The sequence below is a fragment of the Mycobacterium sp. NGS54 genome (genome assembly GCF_059812465.1).
In genome coordinates this window covers 466525-484170 of sequence record NZ_JCALCS010000002.1, presented here as the reverse complement: position 1 = coordinate 484170, position 17646 = coordinate 466525, and the positions used below count along the sequence as shown (strand labels likewise).

The following is a 17646-nucleotide window of genomic DNA, read 5'->3' as shown; positions in this document are numbered from 1 at the left end:
GCGATTCCTCTGGGGAGCGGCCACAGACCAGGCCTAATGAGATGTCGTGGCCCGGGCGGGGTCGTTCGTCACGCGTCTCAATCTCGTACCACGCACTGGAACAGGCGAAGGAGTGCTCATGTCTTTTGTGGTAGCAACACCGGACCTGTTGACGTCGGCGGCCACGGACTTGGACAACCTCGGCTCGGCTATCAAATCGGCGCACGCGGCCGCCGCCTCCTCCACGACGGGCATCCTGGCCGCCGGCGCCGACGAGGTTTCGGCCGCGGTGTCGGCACTATTCGGCCAGTACGGGCAGGCGTACCAAGCGCTCAGCGCCCAGGCGGAGCCCTTCCATCAGCGGTTCGTCACGCTGCTCAATGCCGCGTCCACTCAATACGGGCTCGCCGAGGCCGCGAACGCAGATCCGCTGCAGACCCTCGAGCAAGACCTGCTCGGGGTGATCAATGCGCCCACCGAGACGCTGCTGGGTCGCCCCCTGATCGGCGACGGTGCCAACGGCACGACGAACGCCCAAGGGGTGGGAACGCCCGGCCAGGCCGGCGGAATCCTTTGGGGCAACGGCGGTAACGGCGGCAACAGCACCGCCGCCGGTGTGGCTGGCGGCGCGGGCGGGGCCGCCGGGCTGTTCGGAAATGGCGGCATGGGGGGCAGGGGGGCTGAGTTTGGGAACGGCGGGGCGGGCGGGGCGGGCGGCCTTATCTTCGGCGCCGGCGGCAACGGCGGTGCCGCCGGTTCCGCAGAGCTTACCGGCCCGATTGGCGGTGCCGGCGGCTCGGCGGGCCTCTTTGGTCACGGCGGAATTGGCGGTGCCGGCGGCGCTAGTGGTTTCGGCGCCGGCGGCGCCGGCGGTGCCGGCGGAAACGGCGGGCTGCTCTACGGGGACGGCGGCGCCGGCGGCAGCGGAGGACATGGCGGATCGATGCGCGACGGCGGCGCCGGCGGCAGCGGAGGACATGGCGGATTGGTGGGCAGCGGCGGTGCCGGCGGGGACGGCGGCGACGGCGGCACTGATGGCGGCCCCCACGGCGGCGCCGGTGGCGCCGGCGGTGCCGCCGGCGCGCTGATCGGCGATGGCGGGGCCGGTGGTCATGGCGGCGACAGCATCAACGGCGGTCGCGGTGGCGATGGCGGCGCCGCGGCCCTGTTCGGTAACGGGGGCGGCGGCGGGGCCGGCGGCGGCGGCCTCGGCGGAGGCGCCGGCGGCAACGGCGGAAACGCCCAGCTGGTCGGCAGCGGGGGCAACGGCGGCGACGGCGCGGTCGGCGAAAGCCACGGTAAGGGTGGTGCCGGCGGCACGGGCGGACTCTTGTTCGGCGCGCATGGCACGACCGGCGCCAGCTGACCGAAGAGCCGACCGCCTTGAAGTGCCCGAACGCCCCGATGGCGTCGTCAGCTTGATGGGTGCGGCCCGAGCCGGCCGGTCGGCGGTGGGTGTGCTTCGGCGCGTGCCCTGATTCGCCGGTAGTTGGCTCATCGTCGCCCGCAGCCCTGCGACATCGGCCAACCCCAACTCCGCCAGCTTGACCAGCAGGCCGCTAGGCGGCGAGACACCTTGCTACGGATCAGCGGGGAGAAACCGGGGCCGGGCCTAGGCCGGCATCACCCGGCGTTCGTCGGGGCCCCACAGCGGCTGGAACCCGCCCGGCAACCGCAACTGCGTCTCGGTGATCACCTCGGCCAGGTTGCGCAGCTCGGCGTGGATCGCGTCGAGCAGTTCGGCCAGCTGCGCGCGACGGCCGTCGGCGATCTCCTCCAGCTCCTCGGGGTGCGAGCGGCGCAGCAGCGTGTTGATCTCCTCCACCAACCGCTCGGGGCGCGACGACCCCGACGAGCTCGGCAGGTCCTTGAGGTTGATCCGCAACCGCTCCAGCTGGTACAGCAGCGACCGCGGGTTGCTGGCGTCGAACAGCATCAACTCGGCCACCGCGGCGACGCTGACCTTGCCCACGGTGCGCCGCCGGTAGATGACCGACGACTCGCACGCCATCAGCGTCGCCTCGATGATGGTCTGCTCGGCGGCCGCGCCGCGGACGGTGGTCAGCGTGGCCCGCAGCAGGGCGGTCAGCCACAGGCCGCGTTCGATGCGCTTGCCGATGTCCATCATCGTCCAGCCCACGTCGCGCACCATCGACTCGCCGGCCACCCCGGCCAGCGTCAGCATCCCGGCCAGCGTGTGGGTCTGGGCCGACGCGAGCAGCGCGTCGGCCTCGGCGAGTGAGTCCGGCGGTTCGGTTCGCGCCGCCAGCGCGCGCTCCACCCCGGACAGCACCGTCCACGTGTCGTTGGACAACTGGTCGCGCACCGACCTGGCGGCCAGCCCCAGCCCGTCCACCGAACCCACCAGCGACCCGGGCTGATTCGGGTCCAGGGTCAGCGACCACAGCATCGAGGGGGCGACGGCGATCATCTCCGCGTGGTCGTCGGTGTCGCCGTAGCCCGCGCTGGTGTCGCTGCCGGTGATCCGGCCCAGCGCGGCCATCAGGACCGGCACACACTCGCTTTCCTCGGTGTGCTGCTGGTGCCGGTAGACGTGGAAGCGGTCGCGGGCCACGATGAGCAGCCGGGCCGTCTCCTCGGCCCGCTCGCCGTAGCGGCCCATCCAGAACAGGTCGGACAGCACGCGCGGCGAGCTGACCCCCCAGGTGCCCGCCGCGGTCTTCGCCGGCGCCGGCGCCGACGGCAGGGTCACGGTCTCGGCCCGCGCCCGCTCCGTCGGGCGCACCCAGACATCTTTTGCGGCAACGGTTTTCAGCGTGTACGCCGACGGGCCGGGGGCCAGCACGTAGCCGGCGCCGCCGATCATCGGCGCATAGCCGCCGCGCTGGGCGACCGTGAACAGCCGCATGCCCACGCCGGCCGACGTCAAAACGCCGGTGTGGTCGGTGGGCGCCGAGGAGAATTGCGGCAGCTCCTGGCCGACCCAGTGCCACGGCATGTGCTCGATGCGCGCGGCCAGCTCGGCCAGCTGCGCCGACGAAAGCGTCGGCCCGACATAGGTTTTCCCGCCGACGGTGGACTTGATCAGCAGCGACGACAGGTTGGCCAGCAGGTGCGAGCGCTCGCCGGCGACACCGCCCCAGTAGACCGGCGCGGTCGCCAGCAGCGGGGCCTCGTCGAGCAGCCGCTCGGCCAGCTGCGGCAGAAACCGAAGCAGCCCAGGGCTTTCCAGGATGCCGCTGCCCAGCGTGTTGACCACGGTCACCGTCCCGCGGTGCTGCGCCTCCACCAGCCCGACGACGCCGAGGCGGGAATCGGCGCGCAGGTCCAGCGGGTCGGTGTACTCCGCGTCGACCCGCCGCAGCACCACGTCGACGCGCTTGAGCGTGCCCAGCGAGCGCATCCACAGCTTGCCGTCGCGCACCACCAGGTCCGCGGACTCCACCAGCGGGAAGCCCAGCAGGGTGGCCAGGTACGCCTGGTCGAACGCGGTCTCGGAGTAGATGCCGGGGGACAGCACCACGACCACCGGGTCCTGGGCGACGTCGGGGGCGGCGTCGATGAGCGCGAGCCGAAGCGCCTGCGCGAACGGGGTCGTCGGCCGCGGCGCGATCCGTTCGTAGAGGTCCGGAATCGAGTGCGCCACAACGCGTCTGTCCGCCAGCGCGTAGCCCGCGCCGGACGGCGCCTGCGTCCAGTCGGCGTTGACCGCGAAGCTGCCATCCGGCACCCGGCTGACATCGCAGGCGTGCATGAACAGCTGGTGGTGCCCGGGCACCTCGATGCCGTTGGCGGGCCGCACGTAACCGGGGTGACCGAACACAAGTTGCGGCGGCAGGATGCCCTCGGTGAGCAGGGCGCGGGGCCCGTACAGGTCCGCGAGCACGGCGTCGAGCAGCCGGGAGCGCTGCACCAGCCCGGCCTCCAGCACGTCCCAGTCGGCCGCGGACAGCACGATCGGCAGCGTGTCCAGGTTCCACGGCCGGGGCTCCACGCCGCCGTGGTCGGGATCGACCTCGGTGTAGGTGATGCCGTCGTTGTCGATCAGGCCGTCCACCACCGAGCGCAGCCGGTTCAGCCCGGCCCGGCCGCGCTCCGCGACCGCGTCGGCGAGCTCGGACCACGCCGGGCGCACGTTGCCGTCGCGGTCGACGAACTCGTCGTAGCCGACCCGGGGTCCGTGCCGCAGGTCGAACAGCGCTTCCTGGGCCCGCGCGGTCCGGTACCCGGCCAGCAGCCGGTCGGCGTCGTAGTGGGCGGAGGGGACTTCGAGGGACGACATTTACTGCTGAACGGTACGCACGCGCCGCAGGTCGAGAATGCCCGGCGCGCCGATGTCGGTGAAAATCCGGGCCTGCCGCTCCTTGATCGCGGACAGGTCGAGTTTGCCCGGGGTGAAGCCCGTCGCCTCGAAGCGGCGGGCGCGGCGCGACTCGGCCTCGACGGCGTTGATCGGAGGCTCGTCGTAGGAGCGGCCGCCGGGATGCGCGACGTGGTAGGTGCAGCCGCCGCGCGACGTCCCGGTGGTGAGGTCGACCAGCTCGAACTGCAGCGGCACGTCGGTGCTGATGGTCGGGTGCAGCGCGCTGGGCGGCTGCCAGGCCTTGAACCGCACGCCGCCCACGTGGATGTCGGGGTTGTCGGTGGCCAGCAGCGGCACCGGGTAGCCGTTGGCCGTCACCACGTAGCGGTGGCGGTCGGCGCCGATGATGCGGACCTGGATGCGCTCGACCGACGAGTCGACGTAGCGGGCCGTGCCCGTCGCGGTGGCCTCCTCGCCGAGGGTGTTCCACGGTTCGATCGCCCCGCGCAGCTCGATCTCCACGCCGTCGAAGACGGCGGTGCCGACGCGCGGGAAGCGGAACTCGGTGAACGGGTCCAGCCAGCTGGTCTCGAAGGGCACGCCGTGCGCGCGCAGGTCGGCGGCGACGTCGGCGATGTCGTGAATCAGGAAGTGCGGCAACAGGTATCGCCCGTGCAGGTTGGCGCCGTGCCGAATCAGCGGGGCGCGCAGCGGTTCGTCCCAGAACCACGCCACCAGCGAACGCACCAGCAGCGACTGCACCATCGCCATCCGCAGGTGCGGCGGCATCTCGAAGCCGCGCAGCTCCAGCAGGCCGAGCCGGCCGCGGGGGCTGTCGGGGCTGTAGAGCTTGTCGATGCAGAACTCGGCGCGATGGGTGTTGCCGGTGATGTCGGTGAGCAGGTGGCGCAGCGCGCGGTCGGTCACCCAGGGCTTTGGGGCACCGCCCCCGAAAGGTCCGGACAGGCGCGCGATCTCGGCGAACGCGATCTCGAGCTCGTACAGCGCCTCGGAGCGGCCCTCGTCGACGCGCGGCGCCTGCGAGGTGGTGCCGACGAACCGCCCGGCGAACAGGTAGGACAGCGACGGGTGCCGCTGCCAGTAGGTCAGCAGCGAGACCAGCAGGTCGGGGCGGCGCAACAGCGGGGAGTCCGCGGGCGTGACGCCGCCCAGCGTGATGTGGTTGCCGCCGCCGGTGCCGCCGTGCGTGCCGTCGACGTCGAAGGACTCCGTGGACAGCCGGGCCAGCCGGGCCTGTTCGTACAGCGTCTCCAGCAGCCGCGTCTGCTCGGCGAAGCTGGCGGTGGGCGGCACGTTGACCTCGATGACCCCGGGGTCGGGGGTGATGGTCACCGACGTGAGCCGCGGGTCCGGCGGCGGGCCGTAGCCCTCGATCACCACCGGGCAGTCGGCCTTGGCCGCCGCGGCCTCGACCCGGGCGACGAGGTCGACGAAGTGCTCGAGCGCCTCGGTGGGCGGCACGAAGATGTACAGCTGCCCGCGGCGCACCTCGGCGACCATCGCGGTCGGCGGCGCGCCGCCGGGGTCGGTGACGACGGCGTCACTCGCGGCGTCCGCCGCGAGTTCGCCTCCCGCGGTCAAGGGATCGGCGTCGAACGTGGCGCGGGGCGGGCGCCAGTTGATCGAGTCCAACGGCAGCCGCAGGCCCGCCGGCGAGTCGCCCTCGAGCAGCACGATCCGCCCGCGCCGCAGCCGCCAGTTCGCGCTGGCCCAGCCGAGCTCGTCTTCACGCCGGTGCAGCGGCAGCACGAAAGCGGCCGGGGCCGTGGTGGATTCGTCGAGGCGCGCCAGCAGCGCGGCGCGGTTCTCGGCGGTGTCGGTGTCCGGGTCGAGGTCGTCGCCCACCTCGACCGGCTCGCCGTGCGGCTTGCGCACCTTGGCGGCCAGCCGGGCCAGCGGGTCCTCGTACGCCGGCCGCAGCTGCGAGGCCGGCAGGCCGAACCCGTCGGCGATCGCGGCGAGCACCTCGTAGGCCGCGTCCTTGTCGACCCGGCCCGGCGCGGCGCCCCACGGATCGGCCAGCAGCGTGTCGTCGGTCCACAGCGGTCGCCCGTCGGTGCGCCAGTGGAGCGCAATCTGCCAGCGCGGCAACGGTTCTCCCGGATACCACCGGCCCTGCCCGCGCTGGATCAGCCCCTGCGGCCCCCACACCGACTTCAGCCGGGCGGCCAGGTCGGAGGCCCGCTGCCGCTTGTGCGGGCCGTCGGCGGCCGTCGTCCACTCCTCGTCGACCTGGTTGTCCACCGAGACGAACGTCGGCTCACCGCCGACCGTCAGCCGGACGTCGGCGGCGGCCAGCCGCTCGTCGAGGCGCCGCCCCACGTCGCAGATGGTCCGCCAGGCCTGGTCGGTGTAGGGCAGCGTGACGCGCGGATCTTCATGGACGCGGGTGACGGTGTTGGAGAACTCCAGGATCGATTCGCAGGGCTCGGTGCCGCCGCTGATGGGCGCCGCGCTCGCCGGGTGCGGCGTGGCCGCCAGCGGAATGTGGCCCTCGCCGGCGAACAGCCCCGACGTCGGGTCCAGCCCGATCCAGCCCGCGCCGGGGATGTACACCTCGGTCCACGCGTGCAGGTCGGTGAAGTCGGCGGCGGGGCCGGACGGCCCGTCGAGCGCCTCGACGTCGGAGGCCAGCTGCACCAGGTAGCCCGACACGAACCGGGCGGCCAGCCCGAGCTGGCGCAGGATCGACACCAACAGCCACGCCGAGTCGCGGCACGAGCCCACGCCGTTGCGCAGCGTGAAATCCGGTGTCTGCACGCCGGGTTCCATCCGCAGGCTGTAGGCGACGTCGGCGTTGATGGCGTGGTTGAGCGCGACCAGAAAGTCGATGGTGCGGGTGCCGTCGGGCACCCGGAAGTTGCCCACCCAGGCCTGCGCCAGCTCGCCGGGGCCCGACCCCTCACCGTCCTCGTCGACCGGCCGCAGGTACGGCTTGAGGTCGTCGGCCAGCTCCTTGGGGTAGGTCCACCCGCCCGAGGGCCATGTCTCGGCCCAGTCCTCGATGAAGAAGTCGAACGGGTTGATCACCTTGAGGTCGGCGATGAGCCCGACGGTGATGGTCAGCCGGCTCATGGGATTCGGAAACACCAGCCGGGCAAGGAAATTGCCGACCGCGTCCTGCTGCCAGTTGATGAAGTGGTCGCCCGGCTCGACGCGCAGCGAGTAGGCCTCGATGGCCGTGCGGGAATGGGGGGCGGGGCGCAGCCGGACCACGTGCGGGAAGACCCGGACCAGTCGGTCAAAGGTGTAGCTGGTGCGGTGCTCCAGCGCAACTTTGATGCTCACCCGCTGATTGCATCACAAGCGCCACAAGGTCGCAGCGCGGCCGCAATCGGCGAACCGCCTTGGCCCCCCGGCCTACCCGTACTGGGGCCCCGGCGGCGGCGTGCCCGGGGGCGGCCCGGCCTGGTAACCACCCCCCGGCTGCTCCAGCGGAACGACCTGGCCGCCGGACAGCTTGCGGTAGGCGTAGATCCCGATCAGCGCGGCGACGGGCCCGCCGACGAGGATGCCCAGGCCACAAGCGATGAAGCCGACGACGACGGCCGCCGCCTGCACCAGCCACGCCAGCAGGGCGTTGACGAAGTTCGCCTGGACGGTGGTGAAGCTGGACTTCAGCCCGTCGATGGCGCCCTGCGACCGGTCGATGATGAACGGGATGGCGAACTGCGCGAAGATGCCCACGATCAGGCCGGGGATGAAGCACAACACCGAGCCGATCGACGTCAGGATCCCGATGATGATTGCGGCGAGGATCACATTGCCGAGGTTGCGCGGCTTGAAGAACGAACCGATGCTCACCGACCGGCCGTCAGCGATGTCCAGGCACCCGGACAGGAACGCGGACTGGGCGAAAATGCCTACCGCATAGATCAATACGTAGCCGACGATCATCACGATCATCCCGCCGGCGCCGATGCTCGTCGTGGCGGTCGTGTAGCCGTCGATGTTGGTGGTCGTCGTGGTCGAGCCCATGCCGCCGCCGAACAGGATCGCGCTGTAGGCGATGCCGATCAGGACCGCGTAGATCAGAGCGGAGACGACCAGGGGCGCGACGTTTTGGGTGAACTTGCCCCAGGCCCAGCTGAACGCCTCGCCGATGCTGAAGGCCGGCTGACCGCCGGGGGCGCCGCCGTAGCCGGGCTGCGGCGCATAGCCGGGCGGCGGCGCGCCGTAGCCGGGAGGGGGTGGCGGGGGAGCGCCGTAACCGGGCGGCGGGCCGGGCGGCGGTGCGCCGTAACCGGGCGGCGGGCCCGCGGGCGGTGGTGGCGGAGGTGCGCCGTAACCGGGCGGTGGCGGGTAGCCGGGAGGGTTCTGGGGGGTGCCGGGGTACTCGGGGGGCTGGCTCATGTCCGTCCTAGCTGTTGATTCAACCTGTGGCCACGCGCACGGAATCTGGCAAACCGGAACTTAGCAAATAAGTCGCCAGGACGCTTGGATTGTTTTCGGCCTTTTCCGCCGGCGCATGCCGTCGTCCCGACGTGGTATGCCTAAAACCGTGTCCGACGGTCTCTTCGACCTTCCCGGCGCACCGCAGACAACCGACCAGGGCTTCGGCGTGTCGGCGGGTGCGCCGCTGGCCGTGCGGATGCGGCCGGCGTCGCTGGACGAAGTCGTCGGCCAGGGCCACCTGCTGGCGCCCGGATCGCCGCTGCGCCGCCTGGTGGAGGGTTCCGGCGTCGCGTCGGTGATCCTGTACGGGCCCCCGGGCAGCGGCAAGACCACGCTGGCCGCGCTGATCTCGGGATCGACCGGCCGCCGGTTCGAGGCGCTGTCGGCGCTGTCGGCCGGCGTCAAGGACGTCCGCGCGGTGATCGACAAGGCGAGGCACGCGCTGCTTTCCGGCGAGCAGACCGTCCTGTTCATCGACGAGGTGCACCGGTTCTCCAAGACCCAGCAGGACGCGCTGCTGTCCGCCGTGGAGAACCGGGTGGTGCTGTTGGTGGCGGCGACCACGGAGAACCCGTCGTTCTCCGTGGTGGCGCCGCTGCTGTCGCGCTCGCTGATCCTGCAGCTGCGGCCGCTGACCTCCGACGACATCCGCGCCCTGGTCCGCCGCGCGATCGACGACCCCCGCGGCCTGGGCGGCCGGGTCGACGTGGAGCCCGGGGCCGTCGACCTCCTGGTGCAGCTGGCCGCCGGCGACGCCCGCCGCGCCCTGACCGCGCTGGAGGTCGCGGCCGAGGCGAACGAGCTCGTCACCGTCGAGACCATCGAGCAGTCGCTGGACAAGGCCGCCGTGCGGTACGACCGCGACGGCGACCAGCACTACGACGTCGTCAGCGCCTTCATCAAGTCGGTGCGCGGCTCCGACGTCGACGCCGCGCTGCACTACCTGGCCCGCATGCTGGTCGCGGGGGAGGACCCGCGGTTCGTCGCGCGCCGGCTGATGATCCTGGCCAGCGAGGACATCGGGATGGCCGATCCGACCGCGCTGCAGACCGCGGTCGCCGCCGCCCAGACCGTGGCGCTCATCGGCATGCCCGAGGCCCAGCTGACGCTGGCGCACGCCACCATCCACCTGGCCACCGCGCCGAAATCCAACGCGGTCACCACCGCGCTGGCGGCGGCCATGGACGACATCAGGGGCGGCAGGGCCGGCCTGGTGCCGCCGCACCTGCGCGACGGGCACTACTCCGGCGCCGCGGCGCTGGGCAACGCGCAGGGCTACAAGTACTCGCACGACGCCCCGGATGGCGTTGTCGCCCAACAATATCCGCCCGACGAGCTGGTGGGCGTGGACTACTATCGGCCCACCGGCCGCGGCGGCGAGCGCGAGATGGCCGGCCGACTGGACCGGCTGCGCGCGATCATCCGCAAGAGGGGACGGGCATGAAGACCTTCACCGACGAGGAGATGGGCCGGCTGCTGCCCACTGCCAAGGCCTACAGCGTCGTCATCCTCAAGCGCGGCCCGAGGTTCGGGGACGAGTCGTCGCCCGGGATCATCTGGGAGCACGGCCGGCGCAACTTCGGCCTGCGCGACGACGGCGTGCTGGCGGTGGTGCTGCCGGTCACCGACTCCTCCGACGTGTGCGGCATCGGGGTGTTCGCGGCCACGGTCGACGAGACCACCACGATCATGGCTGACGACCCCGGGGTGGCGGCGGGGGTGTTCACCTATCAGGTGCACGAGTGCCGCGGATTCCCCGGGGACGCTTTGCCCTAGACCAGCTCGGGCACCCGCAAATGGGCGATCGCCAGCTCGAATTCGGCGACGTCGAGCACCTCGGCTCCCAGGTCCCGCGCGCGCCTGCTGCGCAGCTCACTGGCCCGGTCCCGGTTTCGTGCCATCGCTTCCATGCTGTCGAAGCTCGAGCACGCCACCGCGCGCCGGCACGCCGGGTGGTCGACCATCAGGCTGGCGCTGCAGAAGCCGTCGAGCGTCTCCAACTCCGGCAGCACATACATCCGGTAGAAGTTGAGGGACCGCTCGATCTGGTCCGGCACCACTTTGAGCCAGGTGGCCCGCACGCATGCCCCCTGATGCGACCGATGATCGCGACGCATCAGCGAGATGTCCCATTCTTCGACCCGCGCCTGGCCGGAGAACATCATGGCGGCGCGGTCGCGGATGGGCGCCACCCGCTCGGCGCTGGCGCGCATCTTCTCCAGGCTGTTCCAGGAGCTGGTTGCGATGCAGGTGCCGTCCTGCCGGTCAACCAGCAGCGACATCCCGACATACCCGTCCATTTCCTGTAGGGCGGGCATGACGACATCGCGCACGTGCGCAATGCCGATGTCGACCGACAAGGGTTGCGCCTGGATGGTGGTAGAGCGTGCGTACACGACCGACCCCTCCTATGTCGGGGCAGCGCCCCGGTGGCGCCACCGGTCCCACCGACTACCTTCCTCCTGCGAACTGGGCGTGGCAATGGGCCCGGCGGAGCCACCTGACCCAGGTCAGGCCATCTCAGGAACGCGCAGGTGCGCCAGCGCCAGCTCGAACTCGCGCTCGTCGAGTTCCTCGACGCCGGCCTCCCGGATCGACGCGATCTTGAGGGCGGTCGCCTGGTCCCTGTTGCGATCCATCGCGTCGAGGCTGTCGAACGTCACGGACGACACCCCCCGCCCGGATGCGCGGTCGACCAGCAGGCTGGCGCTGCAGAACCCGTCGAGGTCCTCGAGCTGGGGCAGAACGGACGACTTGAAGTACTCGATGCCGCTGTCCATCTGGTCCTGCGGCACCTTGACCCAGGTCGCTCGGACGCCCGCACCGTCGGGCGCGTGGTGGTCGCGGTGCAGCGTCGCGATCTCCCACTCGTCGACAGATGCCGTGCCGCCGAACATTTCCCCGGCCCGATCGCGGATCGGCGTTACCCGATCCGCGCTGGCGCGCATCGCGTCCTCGGTCTCCCACGCGCTCGTAGCAATGCACCGGCCCGACTGCCGGTCGACCAAAAGGGACACCCCGACACAGCCCGCCATGGCCTGCAGCGCGGGCATCACCTCATCGCGAACGTGCGCGATACCCCCGTCGATGGAAGAGGTTTGCGCCTGAATAGTGGTAGAGCGTGCGTACACGATCCACCCCCTCTTTGTCGGGGCAGCGCCCCGGTGGCGCCACCGGTCCAGGAGTTACCTTCCTCCTGGCAGTTAACGGTGGCAATGCCCCCCGGGGGTGTGGCCGCCCTCACAAACGATTGGCCGGTCATGCTGGCCTCGCCGTAGGCTGGACCGGGTGCATACCGATGTGCTGCAGGTAGACACCGCCCAGCGCCGCATCGTCGATCTGACCGATGCGGTGCGGCGGTTCTGCTTCAGCTACGGCGACGGCCTGTGCAACGTGTTCGTCCCGCACGCGACGGCCGGGGTCGCGATCATCGAGACCGGCGCCGGCTCCGACGACGACCTGGTCGACACGCTGGAGCGGCTGTTGCCGCGCGACGAGCGGTACCGGCACGCGCACGGGTCGCCCGGGCACGGCGCCGACCACGTGCTGCCGGCGATCGTCGCGCCGTCGGTGACGGTGCCGGTCGCCAGCGGCGACCCGCAGCTGGGCACCTGGCAAAGCATCGTGCTGGTCGACCTCAACCAGGACAATCCACGGCGGTCGGTGCGGTTGAGCTTCCTGGAGGGCTAGCTGTCTAGGCTGGGAACCCCGATCGAAGCAAAGCAACGCAACAAGGAAGAAGCGGACCAAAAGTGCAGACACACGAGATCAGGAAGCGATTCCTCGATCACTTCGTGAAGGCGGGCCACACCGAGGTGCCGAGCGCATCGGTGATCCTCGACGACCCCAACCTGCTGTTCGTCAACGCCGGGATGGTCCAGTTCGTGCCGTTCTTCCTGGGCGCGCGCACGCCGCCGTACGCGACGGCCACCAGCATCCAAAAGTGCATCCGCACGCCCGATATCGACGAGGTGGGCATCACCACCCGGCACAACACCTTCTTCCAGATGGCCGGCAACTTCTCCTTCGGCGACTACTTCAAGCGCGGGGCGATCGAGCTGGCCTGGTCACTGCTGACCAATCCGGTCGCCGACGGCGGCTACGGCCTGGACCCCGAAAGGCTCTGGGCCACGGTGTTTCACGACGACGACGAGGCCGTCGAGCTCTGGCAGGAGATCGCCGGCCTGCCGGCCGAACGGATCCAGCGCCGGGGCATGGCCGACAACTACTGGTCGATGGGCATTCCCGGGCCGTGCGGGCCGTCGTCGGAGATCTACTACGACCGCGGGCCCGAGTTCGGCCCCGAGGGCGGTCCCGTCGCCAACGAGGACCGGTACCTCGAGGTCTGGAACCTGGTCTTCATGCAGAACGAGCGCGGCGAGGGCAGCACCAAGGAGGACTACGCCATCCTCGGGCCGTTGCCGCGCAAGAACATCGACACCGGCATGGGCGTCGAGCGGATCGCGCTGGTCCTGCAGGGTGTGCACAACGTCTACGAAACCGACCTGCTGCGGCCGATCATCGACGTGGTGGCGGCGCGCGCGCCGCGGGGCTACGACGTGGGCAACCACGACGACGACGTGCGCTATCGCGTCATCGCCGACCACAGCCGCACCGCGGCGATCCTGATCGGCGACGGCGTCAGCCCCGGCAACGACGGGCGCGGCTACGTGCTGCGCCGGCTGCTGCGCCGGGTGATCCGGTCGGCCAAGCTGCTGGGCATCGAGGACCCGATCGTCGGCGACCTGATGGCCACCGTGCGCGACTCGATGGGCCCGTCGTATCCCGAACTCGTCACCGACTTCGACCGGATCCGGCGCATTGCCGTGGCCGAGGAGACGGCCTTCAACCGGACGCTGTCGTCGGGTTCGAGGTTGTTCGACGAGGTGGTCAGCGCGACGAAATCATCGGGCGCCAAACAGGTCTCGGGCTCCGATGCGTTCACCCTGCACGACACCTACGGCTTCCCGATCGAACTCACCCTCGAGATGGCGTCCGAGGCCGGTTTGAAGGTCGACCAGGCGGGCTTTCACGAGCTGATGCTCCAGCAGCGCCAGCGTGCCAAGGCCGACGCCGCCGCCCGCAAGCACGCGCACGCCGACCTGAGCGCCTACCGCGAGCTCGTCGACGCCGGGCCCACCGAGTTCACCGGCTTCGACGAGTTGACCTCCGAGGCAAGGATTTTGGGCATCTTCGTGGACGGCAAGCGGGTGCCGGTCGTCGCGCACGGAGCCGACGGGGCCGAGCGCGTCGAGCTGGTGCTGGACCGCACCCCGCTGTACGCGGAGTCGGGCGGGCAGATCGCCGACGAGGGCAGCATCAGCGGAACCGGCGCGGGCGGGAGCGCCCGCGCGGCCGTCACCGACGTGCAGAAGATCGCCAAAACCCTTTGGGTGCACCGGGTCAACGTCGAGTCCGGGGAGTTCGTGGAGGGTGACACCGTCGTCGCCGCCGTGGATCCGGATTGGCGCCGCGGCGCCACCCAGGGACACTCGGGCACCCACATGGTGCACGCCGCGCTGCGACAGGTGCTGGGGCCCAACGCCGTTCAGGCGGGATCGCTGAACCGGCCGGGCTACCTGCGTTTCGACTTCAACTGGCAGGGGCCGCTGAGCGAGGACCAGCGCACCCAGATCGAAGAGGTCACCAACCAGGCCGTGCAGGCCGACTTCGAGGTGCACACCTTCACCGAGAAGCTGGAGAAGGCCAAGGCGATGGGGGCGATGGCGCTCTTCGGCGAGGCCTACCCCGACGAGGTGCGGGTGGTGGAGATCGGCGGGCCGTTCTCCCTCGAGCTGTGCGGCGGGACGCACGTGCACAACTCGGCGCAGATCGGTCCGGTGACCCTCCTGGGCGAGTCGTCGATCGGGTCCGGGGTCCGCCGCGTGGAGGCCTACGTCGGGCTGGAGTCCTTCCGCCACCTGTCCAAGGAGCGCGCGCTGATGGCCGGGCTGGCGTCGTCGCTGAAGGTGCCGTCCGAGGAGGTGCCGGCCCGGGTCGCCAACCTGGTGGAGCGCCTCAAGGCCGCCGAGAAGGAATTGGAGCGCGCCCGGCTCGCGGGCGCGCGGGCCGCCGCGACCAACGCCGCGGCCGGCGCCGAGCGCATCGGTAACGTGCGTGTGGTGGCGCAGCGGATGTCGAGCGGGATGACGGCGGCCGACCTGCGCTCCCTGGTCGGCGACATCCGGGGCAAGCTGGGCAGCGATCCGGCGGTCGTGGCGCTCATCTCTGAGGGTGAGGGCAACAGCGTGCCGTATGCGATCGCCGCCAACGCCGCGGCCCAGGACCTCGGCATCCGCGCCAACGAGCTGATCAAGCCGCTGGCCGGGGCCGTGGACGGCCGCGGCGGCGGCAAGGCCGACCTGGCGCAGGGCTCCGGAAAGGACCCGACCGGCATCGACGCGGCGCTTGAGGCGGTTCGCGCCCAGATCGCAGCGATCGCGCGGGTCGGTTGAGTGGTCTTGACACAGCACCGCCTCCCCGACCGGCCCGGCGACCCCGATCAGGACCCAGGGCGAGGTCGCAGGCTCGGCATCGACGTGGGCAGCGTGCGGATCGGCGTGGCTGCCAGCGACCCGGACGGCATCCTGGCCACCCCGGTGGAGACGGTGCGCCGCGACCGTTCCGGCAAGCACGTGCGCCGGCTGGCCGAGCTGGCCGCCGAGCTGGAGGCCGTCGAGGTGATCGTCGGGCTGCCGCGCACGCTGGCCGACCGCACCGGGCCGTCGGCGGTGGACGCGATCGAGCTGGCCGAGACGCTGGCCCGGCGGATCGACCCCACACCGGTGCGGCTGGCCGACGAGCGCCTGACCACCGTCAGCGCCCAGCGGTCCCTGCGCGCCGCGGGGGTCCGGGCCCGGCAGCAGCGCGCGGTGATCGACCAGGCCGCGGCGGTGGCGATCCTGCAGAGCTGGCTCGACCAGCGCCGCGCGGCCAGCGGAGGGGTCGGCGATGGTTGACAGCGCCCGCGGCCAGCGCGCCGAGCCGGAAGCGGTTGGGGCGCCACGGCGCCGAATGAGCCGGGTTGCCCGCAACCGGGCAGCACAGCGCAAGCGGCGCAAGCGCTTCGTTGGCCGGATCGCCCTCGCGACGCTGGTCGTGGTCGCGGTCGTGGTGGTCTTCGTCGGCACCCGGCTGTGGAACACGGTGGTCGGCTCCGGTGACGACTTCAGCGGAGACGGCAAGCGCGACATCGTGATTCACGTGCAGGACGGTGACTCGACGACCATGGTCGGCGAGACGCTGCACAGCCAGGGAGTGGTCGCCACAGTGCGGGCGTTCGTCAACGCCGCGCACGGCAACGCCGCGATCAACTCGATCCAGCCCGGCTACTACCGGATGCGCACGGAGATCCCGGCGGCCAACGCCGTCGCGCGGTTGGCCGACCCGAACAACCGGGTGGGGCGACTGGTTATCCCGGAGGGCCGTCAGCTCGACGACACCACCGACATGAAGACCAACAAGGTGAATCCCGGCATCTTTTCGTTGATCTCCCGCGCAACCTGCGTGGACCTCGACGGCGACAAGCGCTGCGTCTCGGTGGACGACCTGCGCGCCGCGGCGTCCAACAGCGCGCCCACGACGCTGGCGGTGCCGCCGTGGGCCGTCGAGCCGGTCACCGAGCTGGGCAAGGACCATCGCCGGATCGAGGGCCTGATCGCGCCGGGGACCTTCAACGTCGACCCCGCGTCGTCGGCGGAGAGCATCCTGACGAGCCTGATCAGCGCGGGCGCCGTGGAGTACACGAAGTCGGGCCTGCAGGATTCCGCGCAGGCGAGGGGGCTGTCGCCCTACGACATCCTGGTGGTCGCGTCGCTGGTGCAGCAGGAATCCAACACCCAGGACTTCCCGAAGGTGGCGCAGGTGATCTACAACCGCCTGCACGCCCACCACACGCTGGAATTCGACTCGACCGTGAACTATCCGCTGGACCGCCGCGAGGTCGCCACCACCGACGCCGACCGCGCCCAGAAGACGCCCTGGAACACCTACGTGTCCCAGGGGCTGCCGGCCACGGCGATCTGTTCGCCCGGGGTGGACGCGCTGCGCGCCGCCGAGCATCCGGAGCCGGGGGACTGGCTGTACTTCGTCACGATCGATGCCCAGGGCACGACGCTGTTCACGAAGGATTATCAGCAGCATCTGGCCAATATCGAGCTGGCTAAGCACAACGGTGTCCTCGACAGCACGCCCCGCTAGAAAGGCGGGGGTGCTCGGACGCCCGATCGCCCATTCGAAGTCCCCCGACCTGCACCTGGCCGCGTATCGGGCGCTGGGGCTGGACGACTGGACCTACGAGCGCATCGACTGCGGCGCCGAGGAGCTGCCCGGCGTGGTCGGCGGTTTCGGGCCGGAATGGGTCGGGGTGTCGGTGACCATGCCGGGCAAATTCGCCGCGCTGCGCTTCGCTGACGAGCGCACCGAGCGCGCGGCCCTGGTCGGCGCGGCCAACACGCTGGTGCGCACGCCGGCGGGGTGGCGGGCCGACAACACCGACGTCGACGGGGTCTCCGGCGCCGTCGGATCGGCCTCTGGATGGGCGCTGGTCTGTGGATCGGGGGGCACCGCGCCGGCGGCCGTCGTCGGCCTGGCCGAGCTCGGCGTCGCCGGGGTCACGGTGGTGGCGCGGGATCCGGACAAGGCCGCCCGGCTGGTGGATCTCGGCGTCCGCGTCGGCGTCGAGACGCGGTTCTGCGGCCTGGACAGCGCCCAGTTGCCCGACGAGGTGGCGGGCGCGGAGGTGCTGGTCAGCACCATCCCCGCGGAGGTGGCCGCGCGGTACGCGGGCGCGTTCGCCGCGATCCCGGTCCTGCTGGACGCCGTCTATGACCCGTGGCCGACGCCGCTGGCCGCCGCGGTGGCCGCGGCGGGCGGCCGGGTGATCGACGGTCTGCAGATGCTGCTGCACCAGGCGTTTTCCCAGGTGGAACAGTTCACCGGGCTGCCCGCGCCGCGAGCGGCGATGGAGGCGGCGCTGCGCTAGCGTG

13 protein-coding genes are annotated in these 17646 nt (G+C 71.3%); 8 read left to right on the top strand and 5 right to left on the bottom strand.

The features are described 5' to 3' along the window. Nucleotides 1–118: 118 nt before the first annotated feature. The gene (locus AC5Y5E_RS06910) at nt 119–1345 is read left to right on the top strand and encodes a PE family protein (protein ID WP_499902241.1); all 1227 of its coding nucleotides are present in this window, start codon (nt 119–121) and stop codon (nt 1343–1345) included. A gap of 246 nt (nt 1346–1591) precedes the next feature. Here AC5Y5E_RS06910 and AC5Y5E_RS06905 read toward each other — a convergent pair whose 3' ends face one another. The 3 genes from AC5Y5E_RS06905 to AC5Y5E_RS06895 all read right to left on the bottom strand — a co-directional run bounded on the left by AC5Y5E_RS06905 (nt 1592) and on the right by AC5Y5E_RS06895 (nt 8617). Continuing rightward, nucleotides 1592–4222: a circularly permuted type 2 ATP-grasp protein gene (locus tag AC5Y5E_RS06905; RefSeq protein ID WP_499902240.1), complete on the bottom strand. Its 2631-nt coding sequence runs from the start codon at nt 4220–4222 to the stop codon at nt 1592–1594. Next, on the bottom strand, nt 4223–7552 hold the full coding sequence (locus AC5Y5E_RS06900; RefSeq protein ID WP_499902239.1) for a transglutaminase family protein: 3330 nt from the start codon (nt 7550–7552) through the stop codon (nt 4223–4225). A gap of 72 nt (nt 7553–7624) precedes the next feature. Then, entirely contained in the window at nt 7625–8617 is a 993-nt protein-coding gene (locus tag AC5Y5E_RS06895; RefSeq protein ID WP_499902238.1) for a hypothetical protein, read from the bottom strand. A 136-nt stretch (nt 8618–8753) separates the two neighbouring features. Between AC5Y5E_RS06895 and AC5Y5E_RS06890 the strand changes: the two genes are divergently transcribed. Together AC5Y5E_RS06890 and AC5Y5E_RS06885 are read left to right on the top strand one after the other, a co-directional pair. Continuing rightward, nucleotides 8754–10103, top strand: coding sequence for a replication-associated recombination protein A (locus AC5Y5E_RS06890; RefSeq protein ID WP_499902237.1), 1350 nt, complete (start codon nt 8754–8756; stop codon nt 10101–10103). Beyond that, nucleotides 10100–10435 (top strand): hypothetical protein, encoded by a 336-nt coding sequence (locus AC5Y5E_RS06885; protein ID WP_499902236.1) that lies wholly within the window; start codon nt 10100–10102, stop codon nt 10433–10435. The genes AC5Y5E_RS06890 and AC5Y5E_RS06885 overlap by 4 nt, the downstream gene beginning before the upstream one ends. On the opposite strand, the gene AC5Y5E_RS06880 is transcribed toward AC5Y5E_RS06885, so the two are convergent. Together AC5Y5E_RS06880 and AC5Y5E_RS06875 are read right to left on the bottom strand one after the other, a co-directional pair. Beyond that, on the bottom strand, nt 10432–11055 hold the full coding sequence (locus AC5Y5E_RS06880; protein ID WP_499902235.1) for a hypothetical protein: 624 nt from the start codon (nt 11053–11055) through the stop codon (nt 10432–10434). The genes AC5Y5E_RS06885 and AC5Y5E_RS06880 overlap by 4 nt on opposite strands. Before the next feature lie 114 nt (nt 11056–11169). Then, nucleotides 11170–11790 carry a hypothetical protein gene (locus tag AC5Y5E_RS06875; protein WP_499902234.1) on the bottom strand — a complete coding sequence of 207 codons (621 nt, stop codon included), beginning with the start codon at nt 11788–11790 and terminating at the stop codon, nt 11170–11172. Nucleotides 11791–11959: 169 nt separating this feature from the next. On the opposite strand from AC5Y5E_RS06875, the gene AC5Y5E_RS06870 reads away from it, so the two are divergent. The 5 genes from AC5Y5E_RS06870 to AC5Y5E_RS06850 all read left to right on the top strand — a co-directional run bounded on the left by AC5Y5E_RS06870 (nt 11960) and on the right by AC5Y5E_RS06850 (nt 17642). After that, nucleotides 11960–12349 carry a secondary thiamine-phosphate synthase enzyme YjbQ gene (locus AC5Y5E_RS06870; RefSeq protein WP_499902623.1) on the top strand — a complete coding sequence of 130 codons (390 nt, stop codon included), beginning with the start codon at nt 11960–11962 and terminating at the stop codon, nt 12347–12349. 62 nt (nt 12350–12411) lie between these two features. Next, nucleotides 12412–15114, top strand: coding sequence for an alanine--tRNA ligase (alaS, locus tag AC5Y5E_RS06865; RefSeq protein ID WP_499902233.1), 2703 nt, complete (start codon nt 12412–12414; stop codon nt 15112–15114). After that, entirely contained in the window at nt 15115–15618 is a 504-nt protein-coding gene (gene ruvX, locus AC5Y5E_RS06860; protein ID WP_499902232.1) for a Holliday junction resolvase RuvX, read from the top strand. Next, nucleotides 15611–16858, top strand: coding sequence for an endolytic transglycosylase MltG (locus AC5Y5E_RS06855; RefSeq protein WP_499902231.1), 1248 nt, complete (start codon nt 15611–15613; stop codon nt 16856–16858). The genes ruvX and AC5Y5E_RS06855 overlap by 8 nt, the downstream gene beginning before the upstream one ends. Continuing rightward, nucleotides 16833–17642 carry a shikimate dehydrogenase gene (locus tag AC5Y5E_RS06850; RefSeq protein ID WP_499902230.1) on the top strand — a complete coding sequence of 270 codons (810 nt, stop codon included), beginning with the start codon at nt 16833–16835 and terminating at the stop codon, nt 17640–17642. The genes AC5Y5E_RS06855 and AC5Y5E_RS06850 overlap by 26 nt, the downstream gene beginning before the upstream one ends. The last annotated feature ends 4 nt before the right edge of the window (nt 17643–17646 follow it).

Coding starts and splice junctions, on each gene's coding strand:
- AC5Y5E_RS06910 (WP_499902241.1), top strand. CDS start 119: ATGTCTTTTGTGGTAGCAACACCGGACCTGTTGACGTCGGCGGCCACG.
- AC5Y5E_RS06905 (WP_499902240.1), bottom strand. CDS start 4,222: ATGTCGTCCCTCGAAGTCCCCTCCGCCCACTACGACGCCGACCGGCTG.
- AC5Y5E_RS06895 (WP_499902238.1), bottom strand. CDS start 8,617: ATGAGCCAGCCCCCCGAGTACCCCGGCACCCCCCAGAACCCTCCCGGC.
- AC5Y5E_RS06890 (WP_499902237.1), top strand. CDS start 8,754: ATGCCTAAAACCGTGTCCGACGGTCTCTTCGACCTTCCCGGCGCACCG.
- AC5Y5E_RS06885 (WP_499902236.1), top strand. CDS start 10,100: ATGAAGACCTTCACCGACGAGGAGATGGGCCGGCTGCTGCCCACTGCC.
- AC5Y5E_RS06855 (WP_499902231.1), top strand. CDS start 15,611: ATGGTTGACAGCGCCCGCGGCCAGCGCGCCGAGCCGGAAGCGGTTGGG.